Source organism: Streptomyces aureoversilis (assembly GCF_042657885.1).
Taxonomy (GTDB): Bacteria; Actinomycetota; Actinomycetes; order Streptomycetales; family Streptomycetaceae; genus Streptomyces; species Streptomyces aureoversilis.
This window is the reverse complement of record NZ_JBHSKJ010000005.1, coordinates 221,077-236,919: the sequence shown is the minus strand read 5'-3', so window position 1 is coordinate 236,919 and position 15,843 is coordinate 221,077. Positions and strand designations below refer to the sequence as shown.

Annotated in this window: 11 protein-coding genes and 1 pseudogene; 3 read left to right on the top strand and 9 right to left on the bottom strand. The window is 74.2% G+C overall.

What is annotated here, in order from left to right; genetic code table 11:
* Positions 1–5: 5 nt before the first annotated feature.
* Genes ACFPP6_RS11095 through ACFPP6_RS11070 form a run of 6 tightly spaced genes read right to left on the bottom strand, consistent with a single transcriptional unit; the run spans position 6 to position 6,630 of the window.
* Positions 6–1,238 carry an acyltransferase family protein gene (locus ACFPP6_RS11095; RefSeq protein WP_382039701.1) on the bottom strand — a complete coding sequence of 411 codons (1,233 nt, stop codon included), beginning with the start codon at positions 1,236–1,238 and terminating at the stop codon, positions 6–8.
* The gene (locus tag ACFPP6_RS11090) at positions 1,235–2,476 is read right to left on the bottom strand and encodes an acyltransferase family protein (protein WP_382039698.1); all 1,242 of its coding nucleotides are present in this window, start codon (positions 2,474–2,476) and stop codon (positions 1,235–1,237) included. Before ACFPP6_RS11090 ends, ACFPP6_RS11095 begins: the two co-directional genes overlap by 4 nt.
* A gap of 12 nt (positions 2,477–2,488) precedes the next feature.
* A complete protein-coding gene (locus ACFPP6_RS11085; protein WP_382040139.1) occupies positions 2,489–4,180 on the bottom strand; it encodes an FAD-binding oxidoreductase in 1,692 nt (563 codons plus the stop codon).
* A 53-nt stretch (positions 4,181–4,233) separates the two neighbouring features.
* Positions 4,234–4,641, bottom strand: coding sequence for a cupin domain-containing protein (locus ACFPP6_RS11080; protein WP_382039696.1), 408 nt, complete (start codon positions 4,639–4,641; stop codon positions 4,234–4,236).
* Positions 4,638–5,447 (bottom strand): cupin domain-containing protein, encoded by an 810-nt coding sequence (locus ACFPP6_RS11075; protein WP_382039693.1) that lies wholly within the window; start codon positions 5,445–5,447, stop codon positions 4,638–4,640. The genes ACFPP6_RS11080 and ACFPP6_RS11075 overlap by 4 nt, the downstream gene beginning before the upstream one ends.
* Positions 5,440–6,630: a sedoheptulose 7-phosphate cyclase gene (locus ACFPP6_RS11070; RefSeq protein WP_382039690.1), complete on the bottom strand. Its 1,191-nt coding sequence runs from the start codon at positions 6,628–6,630 to the stop codon at positions 5,440–5,442. The genes ACFPP6_RS11075 and ACFPP6_RS11070 overlap by 8 nt, the downstream gene beginning before the upstream one ends.
* Positions 6,631–6,907: 277 nt before the next feature.
* On the opposite strand from ACFPP6_RS11070, the gene ACFPP6_RS11065 reads away from it, so the two are divergent.
* Both ACFPP6_RS11065 and ACFPP6_RS11060 read left to right on the top strand, forming a co-directional pair.
* Complete coding sequence (locus ACFPP6_RS11065; protein WP_382039687.1) at positions 6,908–7,909, top strand: transaldolase family protein; 1,002 nt, start codon at positions 6,908–6,910, stop codon at positions 7,907–7,909.
* A 53-nt stretch (positions 7,910–7,962) separates the two neighbouring features.
* Positions 7,963–8,946: pseudogene (locus ACFPP6_RS11060) on the top strand (transaldolase family protein); the annotation flags it as partial.
* On the opposite strand, the gene pabB reads toward ACFPP6_RS11060, so the two are convergent.
* Both pabB and ACFPP6_RS11050 read right to left on the bottom strand, forming a co-directional pair.
* Positions 8,937–11,129: an aminodeoxychorismate synthase component I gene (pabB, locus tag ACFPP6_RS11055; RefSeq protein WP_382039685.1), complete on the bottom strand. Its 2,193-nt coding sequence runs from the start codon at positions 11,127–11,129 to the stop codon at positions 8,937–8,939. The pseudogene ACFPP6_RS11060 and the gene pabB sit on opposite strands and share 10 nt — an antisense overlap.
* A gap of 46 nt (positions 11,130–11,175) precedes the next feature.
* Positions 11,176–11,937: a methyltransferase domain-containing protein gene (locus ACFPP6_RS11050; protein WP_382039682.1), complete on the bottom strand. Its 762-nt coding sequence runs from the start codon at positions 11,935–11,937 to the stop codon at positions 11,176–11,178.
* Positions 11,938–12,267: 330 nt separating this feature from the next.
* Between ACFPP6_RS11050 and ACFPP6_RS11045 the strand changes: the two genes are divergently transcribed.
* Entirely contained in the window at positions 12,268–14,196 is a 1,929-nt protein-coding gene (locus ACFPP6_RS11045) for a helix-turn-helix domain-containing protein (protein WP_382039680.1), read from the top strand.
* A gap of 279 nt (positions 14,197–14,475) precedes the next feature.
* Here the strand turns inward: ACFPP6_RS11045 and ACFPP6_RS11040 are convergent, their stop codons facing one another.
* On the bottom strand, positions 14,476–15,648 hold the full coding sequence (locus ACFPP6_RS11040) for an IS701 family transposase (RefSeq protein ID WP_465269369.1): 1,173 nt from the start codon (positions 15,646–15,648) through the stop codon (positions 14,476–14,478).
* Positions 15,649–15,843: the final 195 nt, after the last annotated feature.

Below are 15,843 nucleotides of genomic sequence, written 5' to 3'. Positions count from 1 at the left end.
GTTTGTCAGGTTCGTTTCCGCGGCCTCGCGAAGCGCATGGCCGGGCGCTCGACGCAGATATAGAGCAGCCAGGCGCAGAGCAGGGCGGCGCCGGCCTCCAGGGCGAGGACGGCCAGGGCGAGCGGCGTGGGCAGGGCCCAGCGGGCGCCCATGCGGCCGCGCGCGAACTCCAGCAGGACCTGCTGGACCATGTAGAACGCGAAGGACACCTCGCCCAGCCACAGCATCACCCGCCCGCGGAAGGGCGACCGCGTGCCGTTCACGTCGGCCACGGCGGCGGCCGGGATCAGCAGGGCGAACGGCGCGATCGTGACCGCGTTGATCGCGTACGGCGGCGGGACGAGCAGGGAGACGCCGTACGCCGCCACGGTCAGCAGGCCGGCGGTCAGCAGGCCCGGGCCGGTCCAGCGGCCTTCGAGGACGATGCGGGCCATGAGGATGCCGAGCACGAAGTCCAGCAGGCGGGTGGCGGGCAGGATGTAGACCAGCCAGAACTGCGGCTCGGAGACCGCGTACGGCACCTCGATCACCGGCGAGCCGGGGACGAACAGGTCGGCGGCGAGGGCGACGCCCACGACGGCGGCCACGGTGCCGCCCGCGTACCACCACAGCCGGTCCGCACGGATGCGCCGCACCAGCCGCGCCCAGAACGGGAACGTCAGGTAGAAGAGCAGCTCGCACGAGAGCGACCAGCTGGGCGGGTTGACGCTGAAGTACACGTCGATGTCGTGGAACCAGGACTGCACCAGCAGCAGGTTCGGCACCGCCTGCGCCGCCCCGGTGGTGGAGGCCGCGATCAGCAGCAGGCCCAGGACCCACATCACCGCGTGGTTGGGGAAGACCTTGAAAAAGCGGCGGCGCCAGAAGGACACCGCGCGGTCGCCGGGGCGCGCCGACCACGTCATCACGAAGCCGCTGAGGACGAAGAAGAACGACACCCCCACCCAGCCGGCCCGGCTCAGCACCTGCCGGTACGTCTCCGCCGCGCCGCCGTCGGCGAACAGATCGGTCGCCACGTGCGGCAGCGACGCGTGGTACAGGAACACCAGCAGGGCCGCGACGAACCGCATGCCCGTCAGGGACGGAAGGCGCGAACGGGAGGCGGGGGCGGCGGCGTTCGGGGACGCGGGCGACGCGGGCGAAGCGGGCGAAGCGGGCGAAGCGGGAGAGGCGGCGGGGGCCGGGGAGGCCGCCGGGGCGGCGGCCTCCCGTACCCGTACGCCGGGCTGCACGGTCACCGCTGATCAGCTCCCACGGGCTGCCGCGAGGCAGGCCCCGCGGGCGCGGCCGGTCCGGCGGATCCGGCGGGCCCGGCGGCGGGCTCCGGCCGGCGGCGCGGGCGGCCGAAGCGCCGCATCGCGGGCCGTTCCACCAGCACGTACAGCAGCCATCCGAAGAACAGGGCCAGTGCGAAGGTCAGGGCCATGATGCCGAGGGCGCCCGGGGTGTCCCACGTCCTGCCTGCCGACGAGTCGGTCGCGGCGAGCCCCATCGGGCCGTACTGGAACACCAGGAAGTGCACGATGTAGAAGGCGAAGGACACCTCGCCCAGCCAGATCATCGGCCGGGTCGCGAACGGCGACCGCCCGCCCTTGGTGTCGGCCACCGCCGCGGCGGCGATCAGCAGGGCGATCGGCAGCGCCGTCGGCGCCACGAGTCCCCACGCGTCCGGCAGGAACACCATCAGCGCGTAGCCGGCGGCCAGGAGGGCCAGGGCGGGCAGCTGCTTCATGCCGATCCAGCGGCCGGTCATCACGACGCGGGCCATCAGGATGCCGAGGGCGAAGTCCAGCACGCGGGTGGCGGGCAGGAAGTAGACGAACCAGTACCGCCACCACGAGACGGGCTGCCACGGGGAGTCGGGGCTGCCGGGGAGCAGCTGCGCGACGAGCGGCACCGCCACGAACGCGGCGATCACGATGCCCACCCACATCCACAGCCGCTCGGGCCGGATCCTGCGGATCAGGCCGTGCAGCAGCGGGAACGACAGGTAGAACAGCAGCTCGCAGGAGAGCGACCAGCTGGGGCCGTTGGTGCCCGCGAGGACGTCGAGCTGCGGCACCCAGCTCTGGACGAGGAAGAGGCTCGGCACGGTGTTGCCGGCCGTCACCGCCGTCCCCGCCCAGATCATCAGCAGCATGCCGGCGAGCCAGGTCACGAAGTGGTTGGGGTAGATCTTCGCCAGCCGGCGACGGTAGAACCGCCGCGGGCCGTCCCCCGCCTTCGCCGACCAGGTCAGGACGAAGCCGCTGAGGACGAAGAAGAACCCGACGCCGAGGTAGCCGGCGCGGCTGGTGTACCGCACGACCACGTCGTTGAGGGAGTCGTCGGCGAAGAGCTTCGCGACGGCGGCGTGGGTGACGAAGACGAGGATCGCGGCGACGAACCGCATGCCCGTCAGGGAGGGGAGTCTGGAGGATCCGGGGAGTACGGGCGAGCCCGGTGGGCTCGCGGAGCTGTGCGGCTTCTGCGACACGGGGATGCCCTATCAGGAGGGGAGCCGGACCGACTGGCGGTGCCGGAAGACGTTCTTCGGGTCGTACTTCGCCTTCACCTTCTGCAGGCGGGCGTAGTTGTCCTTGTAATAGAGGCGGTGCCAGGGGACGTCCGAGGTGTTGAGCTTCGGATCGCCGATGTCGCTGTCCGCGTAGTTGACGTAGCAGCCGTCCGTGACCGCGTTCGGCACGGGCACGCCGCCGGTCTCCGCGTACATGTCGCGGTAGAACTCGCGCAGCCACGCCTGGTTCTTCGCGTCGTCCGCCGGGTCGGTCCAGTACGTCTGGTAGAGCAGCTTGAGGATCGAGCTGCGCTGGGCGACGGGCGTCGCGTCGGGGGCGACCTCGTTGATGCGGCCGCCGAAGGACGTGGCGACGAGGCCGCCGTACTTGTTGGCGTAGTCGCCGCGGGTGAGGTGCTTCCAGATCGCGGCGATCTGGTGGTCCGGGAACCCCTTCTTCATGTACGCGGACTTGTGCTCGCCGCGGAAGGTGGGATTGGTCTGCAGCTCGCTGCTGGTGCCGATGTAGCGGGTGGCCTTGAGCCACGGCAGCCGCTTGGTGCTGGCGAACTCCGGCATCGCGCGCAGCTCGCCGACCTGTTCGCCGAGCTCCTGGTGCGCGACGCCGAGGGCCTTGTTGAGGCCGTTGAGGAAGTCGTCGACGAGCTTCTCGGCGTCCGGCACGCCGCCGTCCATCTGCAGCAGCATGCCGAGGGCGCCCGAGGCCTTGTGGTTGAGGAACAGCCAGCTGCACAGGCCCGCGTAGGGGGAGTCCGCGCCGCTGTTCTTCTCGTGCCACTCGCCGTAGAACTTCACGAAGTCGGTGAAGCCGCGCTGGGTGACCTTCTCCCAGGGCCAGGAGGCGGCCGTGACGAGCACCTCGGCCGGCGGGTTCGGCAGCAGCTTCGCGGGGTCGGAGCCGGTGGCGCCGGGCGAGCGGAACCAGTAGCGGGTGATGACGCCGAAGTTGCCCCCGCCGCCGCCCGCGTAGCCCCACCACAGATCGCGGTCGGGATCGTTCTCCTCGCGCGTCGCGACGACGGCCCTGGCCTTGCCCGAGGCGTCCACGGTGACGACCTCGACCGCGTACAGGTGGTCCACGACCAGGCCGTGCTTGCGGGAGAGCATGCCGTAGCCGCCGCCCGAGGCGTGGCCGCCGATGCCCACGGCGTAGCAGACGCCGCCCGGGATGACGACGCCCCAGCCCTCGTAGAGCGTCTCGTAGACGTCCAGCAGGGTCGCGCCCGCCTCGACGGCGAACGCCTTGCGGTCGGTGTCGAAGTAGACGGCGTCCATCAGGGTCATGTCGAGGACGACCTCGACGTCGGGCCGGAAGACGAAGTCCTCGAAGCCGTGGCCGCCGCCGCGCACGGTGAGCGTCTTCTTCCCGTCGACCGCCTCCTGGACGGCCTTGACGACGTGCTCGGTGGTCGTGGGCAGCCGCACGGCGTCCGGCTTGCCGACCCAGCGCTGGTTGAAGCCGGTGACCAGGTCGCCGTAGCGTGCCTCGCCCCGCTCGACGGTGACGAGGTCGGTGCCCAGGGAGAGGCGGCCCGCCGCGCCCTTGTCGGCGGCCACGGCCGTGGCGCTACCGAGCAGGCCCGGGACGGCCGCGGCGCCGACCGCCGCGCCGGCCGCTCCGCCGGTCCGGGCGAGGAAGCCCCGCCGGCTCACCTTGCTCATGACGTTCCCGCTCCTCTTGTCGGTGTCGGTGTCGATGGCGTCGTCGGTGCCGGTCAACGGACGCACTCCATCCGCTGCTCCTCCGGCAGTTCGGGGATCCGCGCGGGCAGGCGGCCGATGGTCCGCGCGGGCAGGACGCGTACGGTCAGCAGCTCCAGGCCGGTCTCTCCGGCGCGTACGGTCAGCCGGCAGTCGTGCGGCGCGAGCAGCAGGTCGCCCGGGCCCACGGGGCGGACGGTGCCGCCCGAGACGGCCTCGCCCCCGCCGGACAGGACGTACAGGGCCTGCTCGACGCCCTCGGCCGGCCGGTGGGCGACGGTCGCGCCCGGGCCGAGCCGCAGCAGGTCGACTGCCTCGCACTCGCTGTGGAGCATGCCGCGCCGGGCGAGGCAGGCCCACTCGGCCGAGGGGTCGGCGGCGTTCAGGAAGCGGGCGGGGGCGTCCGCGCGCTGGACGATCACCGCGCCTCCCCGGCGGCCGTGGCCGCGGCCGGTACGGCGAGTTCGGCGTGGAAGAACTCCATGCCGTCGTGGTTGGCGGCGATCTCGGCGCTGGTGCCCAGCGGCAGCGTGAGCGCGGTGCCCGGGGTGAGCTCGACGGTCGTGCCGCCCGAGGCGGCCCAGCCGGAGCCGGAGAGCACGAAGACGGTGTGCTCGGCGCCGCGCGAGTGCAGCGTGCGCGTCGCGCTCGGCTCCAGCGCGTCGATCTCGACGGTGCGCAGCGGGCCGGTGAAGACCCGGCCCGGGTCGACCGAGCCCTCGGCGCGCAGGTCGTGCAGTTCGGCATTGGCCGGATTCACAGTCTTCTCCTCCGCCGCGCGCGGCGTGTCGCCCCGCAGCGCGTCGGCCGTGGGGGGTGCGAGCATTTCGATGACGAGCCAGTCCAGGTGGTCCTCGCCGGTGTTCCGCAGGCCGTGCACGGCGCCGGTTCCGGTGAGCAGGAGGGAGCCCGGGCGGGCGGGGTGCGCGGTGCCGTTCAGCAGGAACTCACCGCGGCCGGAGAGGATGAAGTAGATCTCCTCGGTACGGGTGTGCCGGTGTTCGCCGCTCACGCCGCCGGGCGGAATGCTGGCCCATTCCACGGCCTCCCAGTCGCCGCGCAGGTCGCGGCGGGTCGCCAGGCACTTCCAGTGGGTGAGGCCGGCCGCGCCGTGCACGCCGTGGATGTCGGCGGCGCCGGAGACGTCGGCGACGAGCGCGGCAGGTGCGGGAGCGGGTGCGGCGGCCGCGGCGGTCCCGGGTGCGGGCGCGTCGGTGACCTCAGACACGGACGGCCTCCTGCGCGCTGCTCAGGCGGCGCAGGTCGTCGACGGCGACCGTGAGCTCGTCCTCGGTGACGTCGTTGACGAAGACCGCCTCGCCGATGCCGGCCGGGAGCGGCAGCCGCTGCTGCCCGTCGCGGTGGCGCACCGTGTCGGCCAGGGCCTCGGCGAGCAGGCCGGGCTCCAGCAGGGCGTTCCAGCTGGGCAGTTCGAGGGAGCGCATCACGGCCAGGATCCGGTCGCGCTGGCGGGTGCCGACCAGGCCGCGGCGCCAGCCGAGGACGGTGGTCAGCGCCATGTCGACGCACACCGCCTCGCCGTGCAGCAGGGCGGGCAGGGCGTGCATCTCGACGGTGGGGCTGAAGGTGTGGCCGTAGTCGACGACGCGCTCCAGCTCGGTCTCCCACAGGTTGGGCTGGAGCTCCTCCAGCATCCCGTGGATGGCGCGCTGGACGACCTCGGTCGCGGCGCGCTCCAGGGCGGGGGTGGTGCCCTGGAACTTCTCGTCGAGCAGCCGCGGGCCGTACTCCTCCAGCAGGTCGAACAGGCGCGCGTCCTTGATCAGGGCCATCTTGAGGATCTCGGCGAGGCCGTTGGCGATGTGCCGGCGGTCGACGGTGACCAGGAAGGAGCGGTCCAGGAGGGTGAGGGAGGACGCGAAGTAGGTGCCCAGCCGGTTCTTGTGGTTGTTGAAGTTCACGCCGGTCTTGACCCCGACGCCGGCGTCCACGAGGCCGATGAGCGTGGTGGGGACGCGGACGACGGGCGTGCCGCGCCGGTAGAGGTTGGCGACCAGGCCCACGATGTCCATGAGCACGCCGCCGCCGATCACGACGATCGGCTCGCGCCGGCGGTCGATCCCGAAGGCGTCCAGGGCGCGCACGATCTCCGTGGCGGTCTCCAGGCTCTTGACGGTCTCGTCCGCCTGCACGGCGTGCAGCGCGTACTCGACGCCGTGGTGCTCGAAGTAGCTGCGGATGCGGTCGCCGTGCAGCGCGAGGACGTTGGCGTCGACGACGACGAAGCGGCGGATCCGCTCGGCGCGGTGCCCCGCGTGGCCGAGCAGCGCGGTGTTGCCGAGTCCGAAGGCGTCGGCGCACACCTGGATCTCGTAGTGCACGGGCATCGACGCGCTGACCTTCCAGGCGTCCACGCGGTCGCTCCGCGTCACGAGACCCGGCGTCGTCATGGGCGTTTCCATCACGTTCTCTCCCCCGAGGGTTCGGTGTCCTGCGGTGAATCGGTCCTGCGGTGAATCGGTCCCGCAGGGATTCGGTCCTGCGGTGATTCGGGAAGTGATCGTGGAAGGCGGTGGGCCGCGCGGCCAAGCCCGTATCGCGTTGCTGTCAGATAGCAAAGGAGTTGTCAGGTACCGGAATTGGGGAAGATGACACTCCCGTGAATTCCTGACGATTGCGCGCCCCGGAATTGCCGGAGGCGATCCGCGCGCCGCAGAGTTCCGGTCCATGACAGGACCCCTGACCGCGACCCTCGACCGACCGGTCCGCAGCGGCGCGCCGGCCCGCCCGGCCGTGTCCGTATGGATCGAGGACGCCGGCCGTGCCCGGCTCACCCCCGGCGCGCTGCGCCGGCTCGTCCACGACCGGCGGGTCACCGGCCTCGCCTGCGGCCCGCACGTCACCACGGAGGAGCTGCGCCGGGCCTGCGCCGCGCTGTCCGCCGCGGGCGGCGGCCCGGTCTCCGCCGAGCTCACCGTGCGCGGTGCCGGGGACGCCGCCGCGCTGCTGGGCGAGGCCCGCGTCCTGCACGGGCTCGTCGCCCGCCCCGGCCTGCTGGTCTGCGTGCCGGCCGCGCCCCGGGCGCTGCCCGCCGTGGCGGACATGCTGGCCGAGGGCATCGGCGTGCACGTGGCCTGGATCGGCTCGGCCGCCCGCTACGGCCGGGTCCTCGACGCCTTCCGCGCCGGCCTGGAGCGCGCCCGCGCCGCCGGGCTGGACCTCTCCCGCCTGCACACCGCCGCCTCGGTGCCCGTGCGCCGGATCGACGCCGTCGTCGACGCCCGGCTGGACGCGGTCGGCGGGCACGAGACGGCGGCGCTGCGCGGCCGGGCCGGGCTCGCCACCGCCCGGCTCGTCCGCCGCGCGCACCACGACTTCCTCGCGTCGCCGCGCTGGCGCGCCCTGGCCGCGGCCGGTGCGCGGGAGCCCCGGCCCGTCTGGTCCCTCGGCGGCCCGCCCGTCCGCTCCGGCGAAAGTGACATTCTCTCCGGGCTTGCGGAACTCGCGGCGCCGGGCGCGACCGTCGCCCTGCCCGAGGACGCCCTCGGTGCCCTCGACGGGCAGCCGACGGTAACCCCGGCCGGGCCGGCGGGCGGCGGCGCGGATGACCTGCGCCACGCCGACGCGCGACGCACCCTCAGCTTCCTTGACTGGTACGGCATTTCCGCCGAGGATTCCGCGGCGTGCATCGAGCGGCGCGGTCTCGTACGAATGCTGCCGGGAATGTGATGCTGCGGGAAATGTGATGCTGCCGGGAATCCGGCAGGGCAAGGAGTGACAAGGTGTGCGGCGCGGGCGTCATCAGCCTGCTGGCGGACGAGGGCGTCTCGCGCTGGCTGGACGGTGCCGGGTGGCACGAGCCCAACCCGCGCCGGCTGGCCCGGCTCGTCGACGACGGGCTGATCACCGGGCTGGCCCTGGGGCCCGAGCCCCTCACCCGCTCCCTGCGCCGGCGCGCCCGCGCCCCGTGGCCGGGCCGCCCCCTGCGCGAGGCCGGGCCGGCCGCCGAGGCGCTGCTCGCCGCCGAGGCCCGGCGCGCCTGCGACGTGCTGCTGCCCGTCCACGAGCGCACCGGCGGGCGCGACGGGCACGTCGCGGTGGAGGTCGGCCCCGCCGCGGACACGGCGACGGCGCTGCGCCTGTGGCGGGCCGTGGACCGGCCCAACGCCCTGGTCGCCCTGCCCGCCGGCCCCGAGGGGCTGGCCGCGGCCGCCGACTGCCTGGCCGAGGGCGTCGGCGTGGACGTCGGTCCGGTGCTCTCGCCCGGGCACTACGACCTGGCGGCCGCCGCCTGGCTGGACGGCCTGCGCCGCGCCCGCCGCGCGGGCCGCGACCTCTCCGCGCTGCAGACGGTCGTCTCGGTGCCGCTCGCGCCCGTGGACGCCGCCTTCGACGAGCAGCTGTGCCGTTCCTCGTCCGAGGCGGCGCAGGTGATGCGCGGGGAGGCCGCGCTCGCCTCGGCGCGGCTCGTCTTCCACTGCCACGAGCAGCTGCTGGCCGGGCCCGCCTGGCGCGAGCTCGCCTCCCACGGCGCCCGCCCGCACCGGATGCGCTGGACGGACACCGCCGTACGGACGCCGGGCATCCCCGACACCCGCTACGTGGACGAGCTCGTCGTCTGGGACACCATCACCACCATGAGCCCGGCGACCCTGGAGGCCGTCGCAGAGCGCGGCAACCCGCGCGGCGACGCCGTCACCGGCCGGGGCCGCGCCTCCGCCCGGGTCCTGGACTCCCTGGAGATCCTGGGCGCCGGCTACGTGCACACCACGCGCGAGCTCGCCGAGCGCGCCGCGCGGCTGCGGTCCCTGCGCTGGAGCGAGCTGCTCGGCGCCGTCAGCGCCAGCAGCGGGGCCGCCTTCACCACGGTCTCCTCGAACTCCTCCGCCGCGTCGGACAGGTCGACGATCGCGCCGCCCACCCCGTAGCGGACCCGGCCGGGGGTGACCACGGCCGTGCGGATGACGATGCTGAGATCGGCGGCCCCGGTCAGCGAGAACCAGCCGAGGGCGCCGGAGTAGACGCCGCGCGGCCCGTTCTCCAGGTGGTCGATGATGCGCATGGTGCGCAGCTTCGGCGCGCCGGTCATCGAGCCGCCGGGGAAGGCGGTGCGGACGCAGTCCACGGCCGAGACGTCCGGGCGGAGCGCGGCCCGCACGGTGCTCACCAGCTGGTGCACCGTCGCGTACGTCTCCACCCGGAAGCTGCCGGACGCGTCCACGCTGCCGGTCTCGGCGCAGCGGCCCAGGTCGTTGCGGACCAGGTCGACGATCATCAGGTTCTCGGCGCGGTCCTTCTCGTGGCCGAGCAGCTCGGCGCGCAGCGCCGCGTCCTCCTGCTCCGTGGCCCCGCGCGGGCGGGTGCCCTTGATGGGCCGCGACTCGGCCGTGCCGTCCGCGCCGACGCGCAGGAACCGCTCGGGCGAGGTGCTCAGCACCGACAGGTCGCCGAAGCGCAGCAGCGCGCCGAACGGGGCCGGGCTGAAGCGGCGCAGGTACCGGTAGCCCTGCCAGGGGTCGAGGTCGCCGCGCGCCTCGGCCATGTTCGTCAGGCACACCTCGTACGTCTCGCCCGCCGCGATCTCCTCCAGGCACTCGTCGATCAGGCCCAGGTAGGCGGAGCGGTCGTGGCGCAGGCGGGCCTCGGACAGGGGCGCCGGGGGACCGGCGTACGGGGTCTCCTCGCCGGTCGCGGCGGCGAGCCGGCGGGCGGTCGCGGCCAGCCAGGCGCGGGCGTCGCGCTCGTTCCCGCACCCGTCCTCCGCCCCGTCCTCGGCCAGGGCCAGCAGGTGGGTGGTGCCGGTCGCGTGGTCGAGGACGACGGCCCGGTCGGCGAAGACCATGTACGCGTCCGGCTCCTCCGAGCGGTGCACGGCCCGGCCGCCGCACTCGGCCTTCAGCTCGTAGCCCAGGTAGCCCACCCAGCCGAGCGCGAAGTCGAACGGCAGCTCCGGGACGCTCGTGCGCGTCGCCGCGAGGTCGCGGTCGAGCCACTCCAGGAACGCGCCCGAGACGATGTCGGTGACCGCGCCGCCGGCGGAGTGCACCGTCACCGTCGAGCTCCACACGTCGGCCTTGGCGACGCGGGCGAGCGGCCCCGAGGCGTCCCCCATGAAGGAGAAGCGGCCCAGCTCGCCGTCACGGCGGCTGCTGTCCAGCCAGAAGGTGTGCGGATCGTGCGGATCGGCGCCGCCGAAGAGACGGGCGTGGACGGTCTCGTCGTCCCAGCGGGTGGGCAGCTGCTCGGCGAGGACGCGCAGGCTGCGGCGGGGGTGGGGGTGGGGTTGAGGGTGGGCGGCGGCCGGGGCCGGTTGCTGTGCCGGGGGTGCCTGCTGGGGCCGGCTGAGTGCGACCGAGGGCCGGTCCGCGGGCCGCCGCTCCTGCGACAGCCTGCGGAAGTTGGCCAGCAGCTCGACGCCGTAGTGGCTGCCCGCCGACTCGGGGTGGAACTGCACGCCCCACTGCGGCCGCTCCCGGTGCTCCAGGCCCATCAGCACCCCGTCGGGCGTCCAGGCCGTCGCCTTCAGCACGCCGGGCAGGTCGGTGACGGCGAGGGAGTGGTAGCGCACGACCTCGAAGGGCGAGGGCAGGCCGGCGAAGAGGCCGCTGCCGTCGTGCAGGACGGGGGAGGTGCGGCCGTGGTGCGGGCGCGGGGCCCGGCCCACGGTCGCGCCGTGCAGCATCCCGATGCCCTGGTGCCCCAGGCACACGCCCAGCAGCGGCAGGTCGGTGCGCTCGGCGATCGCGCGGCAGATCCCGAAGTCGGCCTCGCGCAGCGGGGTGCCGGGCCCGGGGGAGAGGACGACGTTGTCGAACTCCGCGAGGCGGCCGGGGTGCCAGTCCGGGTCGTCGTTGCGGACGACCTCCGGCGGCCGCCCGTTCACGCGGGCCAGGTAGTGGAACAGGTTGTAGGTGAAGGAGTCGTAGTTGTCGACGAGCAGAGTGCGCACAGTGAATGAAGTCCGTGAAGAGAGTGCCGGGGTGGGGTCGCGGTGCTCAGGCGGCGGGTCTGAGGGCCGCTCGCGCCGCCGTCACTTCGAGGAGCATGTGCTCGACCGTCTCCTGCCCCTCCCGGACCCTCCGGCTGCGCAGGACCCGCAGCCCGCGCCCGCACTCGCGGGCCGTCCGGCGCAGGCCGAGCACGTCGCCGCGGTCGCTGAAGTGCAGCAGGACCCGTCCGCCCGGCGCCAGGTGGTCGTGCGCGCCGGCCAGGTAGCGGCGGTGGGCCGCGTACCCGGCGTCGACGTAGGCGCGCTCGTGCATCGACCCGTAGACGTAGTGCTCCGGCGCCTTGACGAAGTTGGAGTGCCAGTAGACGGTGTCGAAGCGCTCGTCCCCGCCGAGCTCGGCGAGCGGGGCGAACAGGTCGCCGCAGAGGGTGCGGACGCGGTCGGAGACCCCGTGCCGGGCGGCGTTCAGGGCGGTGTTGCGGGCGGCCTGCGGGCTGATGTCGGAGGCGACCACCCGGTCGTGGCCCGTCAGGGCGGCGGTCACGGCGATGACGCCGGTGCCGCAGCCGATCTCCAGCAGGGACCGCCGCCTTCCCTGCCTCCCCTGCTTTCCTCGCGTCCCCTGCTTCCCCGCGCCCGCCGCGGCGTGCTGCTCCGCCGCGAGCAGCTCCATCGCCACGCCCGTCGACGCGGAGAACGGCGGCGCGAACACGCCGTCCAGCAGGTCCCACTCCCGGCCGTCCAGGACGAAGACGTCCGGCCGGTCCGGCCGGTGCAGCGACTCCGCGCTGCGCCGCAGCGAACGCACGTAACTCTGCAGCTGCGCCCGGCCCGCCTGCCTTGCCCGGTCTGCCTGTCTTGCCTGGCCCGCCTGTTCTGATTCCTGCATTTCGTCCCCCCAGTCAGAACGGCGCGCGCTCGCTGCGGCGCGCGCCACGCTTCGTCAACCCTTACCGAAACCGCAGGTCAGGGGAAGGTGGACGGATCACCGCATGAGGTGGGGAGGGCTGTGGACGGTGTACACCCAAGAGCGGGCAAAGTTGACTGGTCCAGTCCAATCCGCTTACGTTCACCGCGGGGGGACGCTTCGCCCGAAGGGTCCTGAGAGACGACTCTGGGGAACTCTGGGGGTACGGAGATGACTCGCGCCGTGCGCTCCACCACGGCAAGTGCGATCACCGTGCTCAGACTGCTGGCGGAGGAAGCCCCGCCCAGCCGCTTCGAGGCCCTCGTCCGCGACGCCCGCCGCGGCGGCCTCGCCGGTTCCGCCCTCGCCGAGCTCGAACAGGCCACGGAGCTCGCCCTCGGCGTCCACTCCCTCTTCGGCCGGCACGAGCAGCGCGAGGCCGGGCTCACCGCCCTCGTCGACACCGCCCGCGACCTCACCCTCCCCTACGACCTGGACACCCTCCTCAAGGTCATCTCCCGCCGGGCGCGCCGCCTCCTCAACTTCGACATGGCCTACATCGGCCTCCTCGACCCCGACGGCGAAAGCTCCTGCATCCGCGCCTCCGACGGCGACACCACCGCCCTCAACGTGGGCCTGCGCGTGGCCGGCGGCCACGGCCTCGGCGGCGTCGTCCACGGGAAGGCCGCGCCCTCCTGGACCGCCGACTACCTCGGCGACGACCGCATCCCCCACTCCGAGGAGATCGACGAGGTCGTCCGGGCCGAAGGCCTGCACGCCATCATGTCCGTGCCCCTGCAGCACGGCGACTCCGTCTTCGGCACGCTCTACGGCGCCAACCGCAAGATCCGGCACTTCGCGCCCGACGAGATCGGGCTGATGCGCTCGCTCGCCGACCTCGCGGCCGTCGCCATCGAGAAGGCCCGGCTCCTCGACAGCGCCCGCGCCGAGGTCACCGAACTGGAGCTGGACAGCTCCCGCGCCCGCACCTACCTGACTACCGAACGGCGTCTCGCGGACGTCCGCAGCCGGCTCGTCGACCTCGTGCTCGACGGCTGCGACCTGCCCGCCGTCGCCGCCGAGGCCGCGGCCGTCCTCGACGGCGCGCTGATCGTCCGCGACGCCGACGGGCGCACCCTGGCCGTCGCCGGCGACCCGCCCCCGTCCGCGCTCGACGAGGCCGACATCGCCAAGGCCGTCCTCGACGCCCACGCCGGGCGCACCCCCGTCCGGGCCGGGGAGCGCGCCTGGGTCGCCTCCGCCGCGGCCGGGTCCGAGGCCCTCGGGGCGCTCGTCCTCGTCCCCGCGCAGCCGCCCACCGACAAGGAAGTGCGGCTGCTGCACTCGACCGCCCAGGTCTGCGCGACCCTCCTGCTCATCCAGCGCAACACCGCCCTCGTCGAGGGCCAGGTCCGCGACGAGCTCTTCGACGAACTCCTCTCCGGGCGCCGGCTCTCCGCACGGCTCGCCGACCGCGCCCGGCGCCTCACCGTCGACCTCACCCAGCCGCACGTCGTGGTCGTCGCCCGGCCCGAAGGCGGGCCCCAGGGCCGGGCCGTCGTCTGGGCCTCCTCGTACGCCTACCGGATGTCCGGCCTGAAGAGCGTGCTCGACGGCAGCATCGTGCTCCTGCTGCCCGGCAGCGACGCCGGCGCCACCGCCAAGGCCGTCTCCGAAGAGCTCACCCCGCTCCTGCACCACCCGGTGACGGTCGGCGCCGCGGGCCCCGTGACGGGGGACGGCGCGGTCCACCAGGCCTACCAGGAGGCCCTGCGCTGCGTGGACGCCCTGACCGCCCTCGGCGACACCGGAGGCTACGCCTCGCCCGGCGAACTCGGCTTCCTCGGCGTGCTGCTCGCCGAGGACCACGACGTCGACGGCTTCGTCCAGTCCGCGCTCGGCCCCGTCCTCGAGTACGACATGCTCCGCCTGACCGAGCTCACCCACACGCTGGAGGTCTACTTCGCCTCCGGCAGCAGTGCGACGGCCGCCGCGGACGTCCTCCACGTCCACCCCAACACCGTCTACCGTCGCCTGGAGCGCATCACGGAACTCCTGGGCCCGACGTGGCAGAAACCGGACCGGGCCCTGGAGATCCAGCTGGCGCTCCGGCTGCAGCGCACGCGGCACCTGCTGAGCCGGCGGCCGGACGGGGGGTAGGCGCGGGGGCCCCTGCGGGGGGCGGGGCGTACTGGTGCGGGGCTCCCGCCTCCGCGGGGCATCCGTTTCCCTGCCGGGCCGGGCGCATTCTTCCGCCGCGGCGGTGAGTAAGCGGCGACGGCGTGTCCGGCGGTGCCGGGCGTGCCTGAGGCGGGTGCGGCACCGCCGGTTGCCGCCGTTGGGGCTGAGCGCCGTTGCGGCGGGGGTATGGGTGCGCGGCACCCATGACCGCCGGAGCGGGAGCCGGAGCCGGGGCCGGAGCCGCCGCGAGCGCGGGCGTCAGGCGTACAACGCCTCGCCCGTGAGGGCGTAGGCCGAGGTCAGGGACGCGACTGCGTACGCCGCCGAGGACAGGGTCATGTGGCGGTGCCAGCCGGGGAAGGAGCGGCCCTTGAAGTCGCGGAGGCCCACGCGCGCGCCGACCTCCTCGCAGTCCGCCGCCGTGTCGTGGGCGAGGCGGGCCAGCCGCGCCAGTTCGCCGGCGGGCGTGCGGACCATGTCCGTCAGCCAGATCCGCTCGGGCGCTCCCTCCGGGTCGCGCCACTCGCCCAGCAGCAGCCCGGGCCGCTGCCCGCCCGCCGACAGCCGCCCGTGTCCCACCGGCAGCGCCACCGGGACCGCCGCCACCAGCCCGGCCCCCGCGATCCGGCGGCGCAGGCCCCGTACGCCCTGCAGGATCCGCAGGGCGGGAACGGGCCCCAGGCCGTGGCCCGGCAGCGCCGGGTCGGCCACGACCAGGCGCGCCGTGCCGCACACGCGGGCCAGCACCGGCAGGCCCGCCTCGGCGAAGCGCCGCACCGCGGGCCCGACCCGCGTCGTGGGCACGTCCAGCACGACGGGCCGGCGCGGCAGCTTCCACTTCCGCAGGTCGTCGAGGACCGTGCCCGTCGCGCTCTCGTCCGCGGTCTCCTCGCGCAGCGCCGACGCCGGGATGCCGGCGCCCTGCTCGGCGGGGCCGTCGGCTCCATCGGCCCCATCGGCCCCGCCGGGCAGGAAGAGCCGCCAGTGCACCGGCACGGTCATCGCGCCGGAGGCGAGCCACACTCCGAACGCGCGCTGCGCGTTGACCGTCTCGCCCAGCTCGGGGTCGAACTGCCGGCGCACGCCGACCGAGTGCTCGCCCCGCTTGGGGATGATCAGCTGCCGTACGACCCAGGCGCGGGCGGGCGCGATGCCCTCCACGTAGCGGCCGAGGGCCTCGCGCAGCGGGTTCCAGTGCCAGGTGGAGCTGCAGATGAAGTGGTGCAGGCTCTGCTGGCCGCCGGGCGCGCCGACGGCGCCCGCGATGTTCTGGATGGTCTTGCGGCCGCTCGCCGTGAGCAGTCCGTGCAGGTACTGCTCGCCCTTGCTGCGCTGGTCGCTGCGGCGCAGCGACCGGAACAGCACCTCGGCCATCTCGGCGACGAGGTCGTCGGGAACCCCCGGCCCCGTCACCGGCCCGGTCCTCGCCATCGGCCCGCCCACCGCCGGGAACGGCCCCCCGTGCCGCAGCCCCGTCACCATCGCCGCCTTGTTCACGGCACTCCCCCTCATGCCTCGCACCACGGCAGCCGCAGCCGGCTGCACTGTCACGATGCCGCCGCGGGGGCGCCGTGGAGGAGGGGAGGCGTACACACACTTGGGGCCGCGGGTGGTGAACGGTCTCCA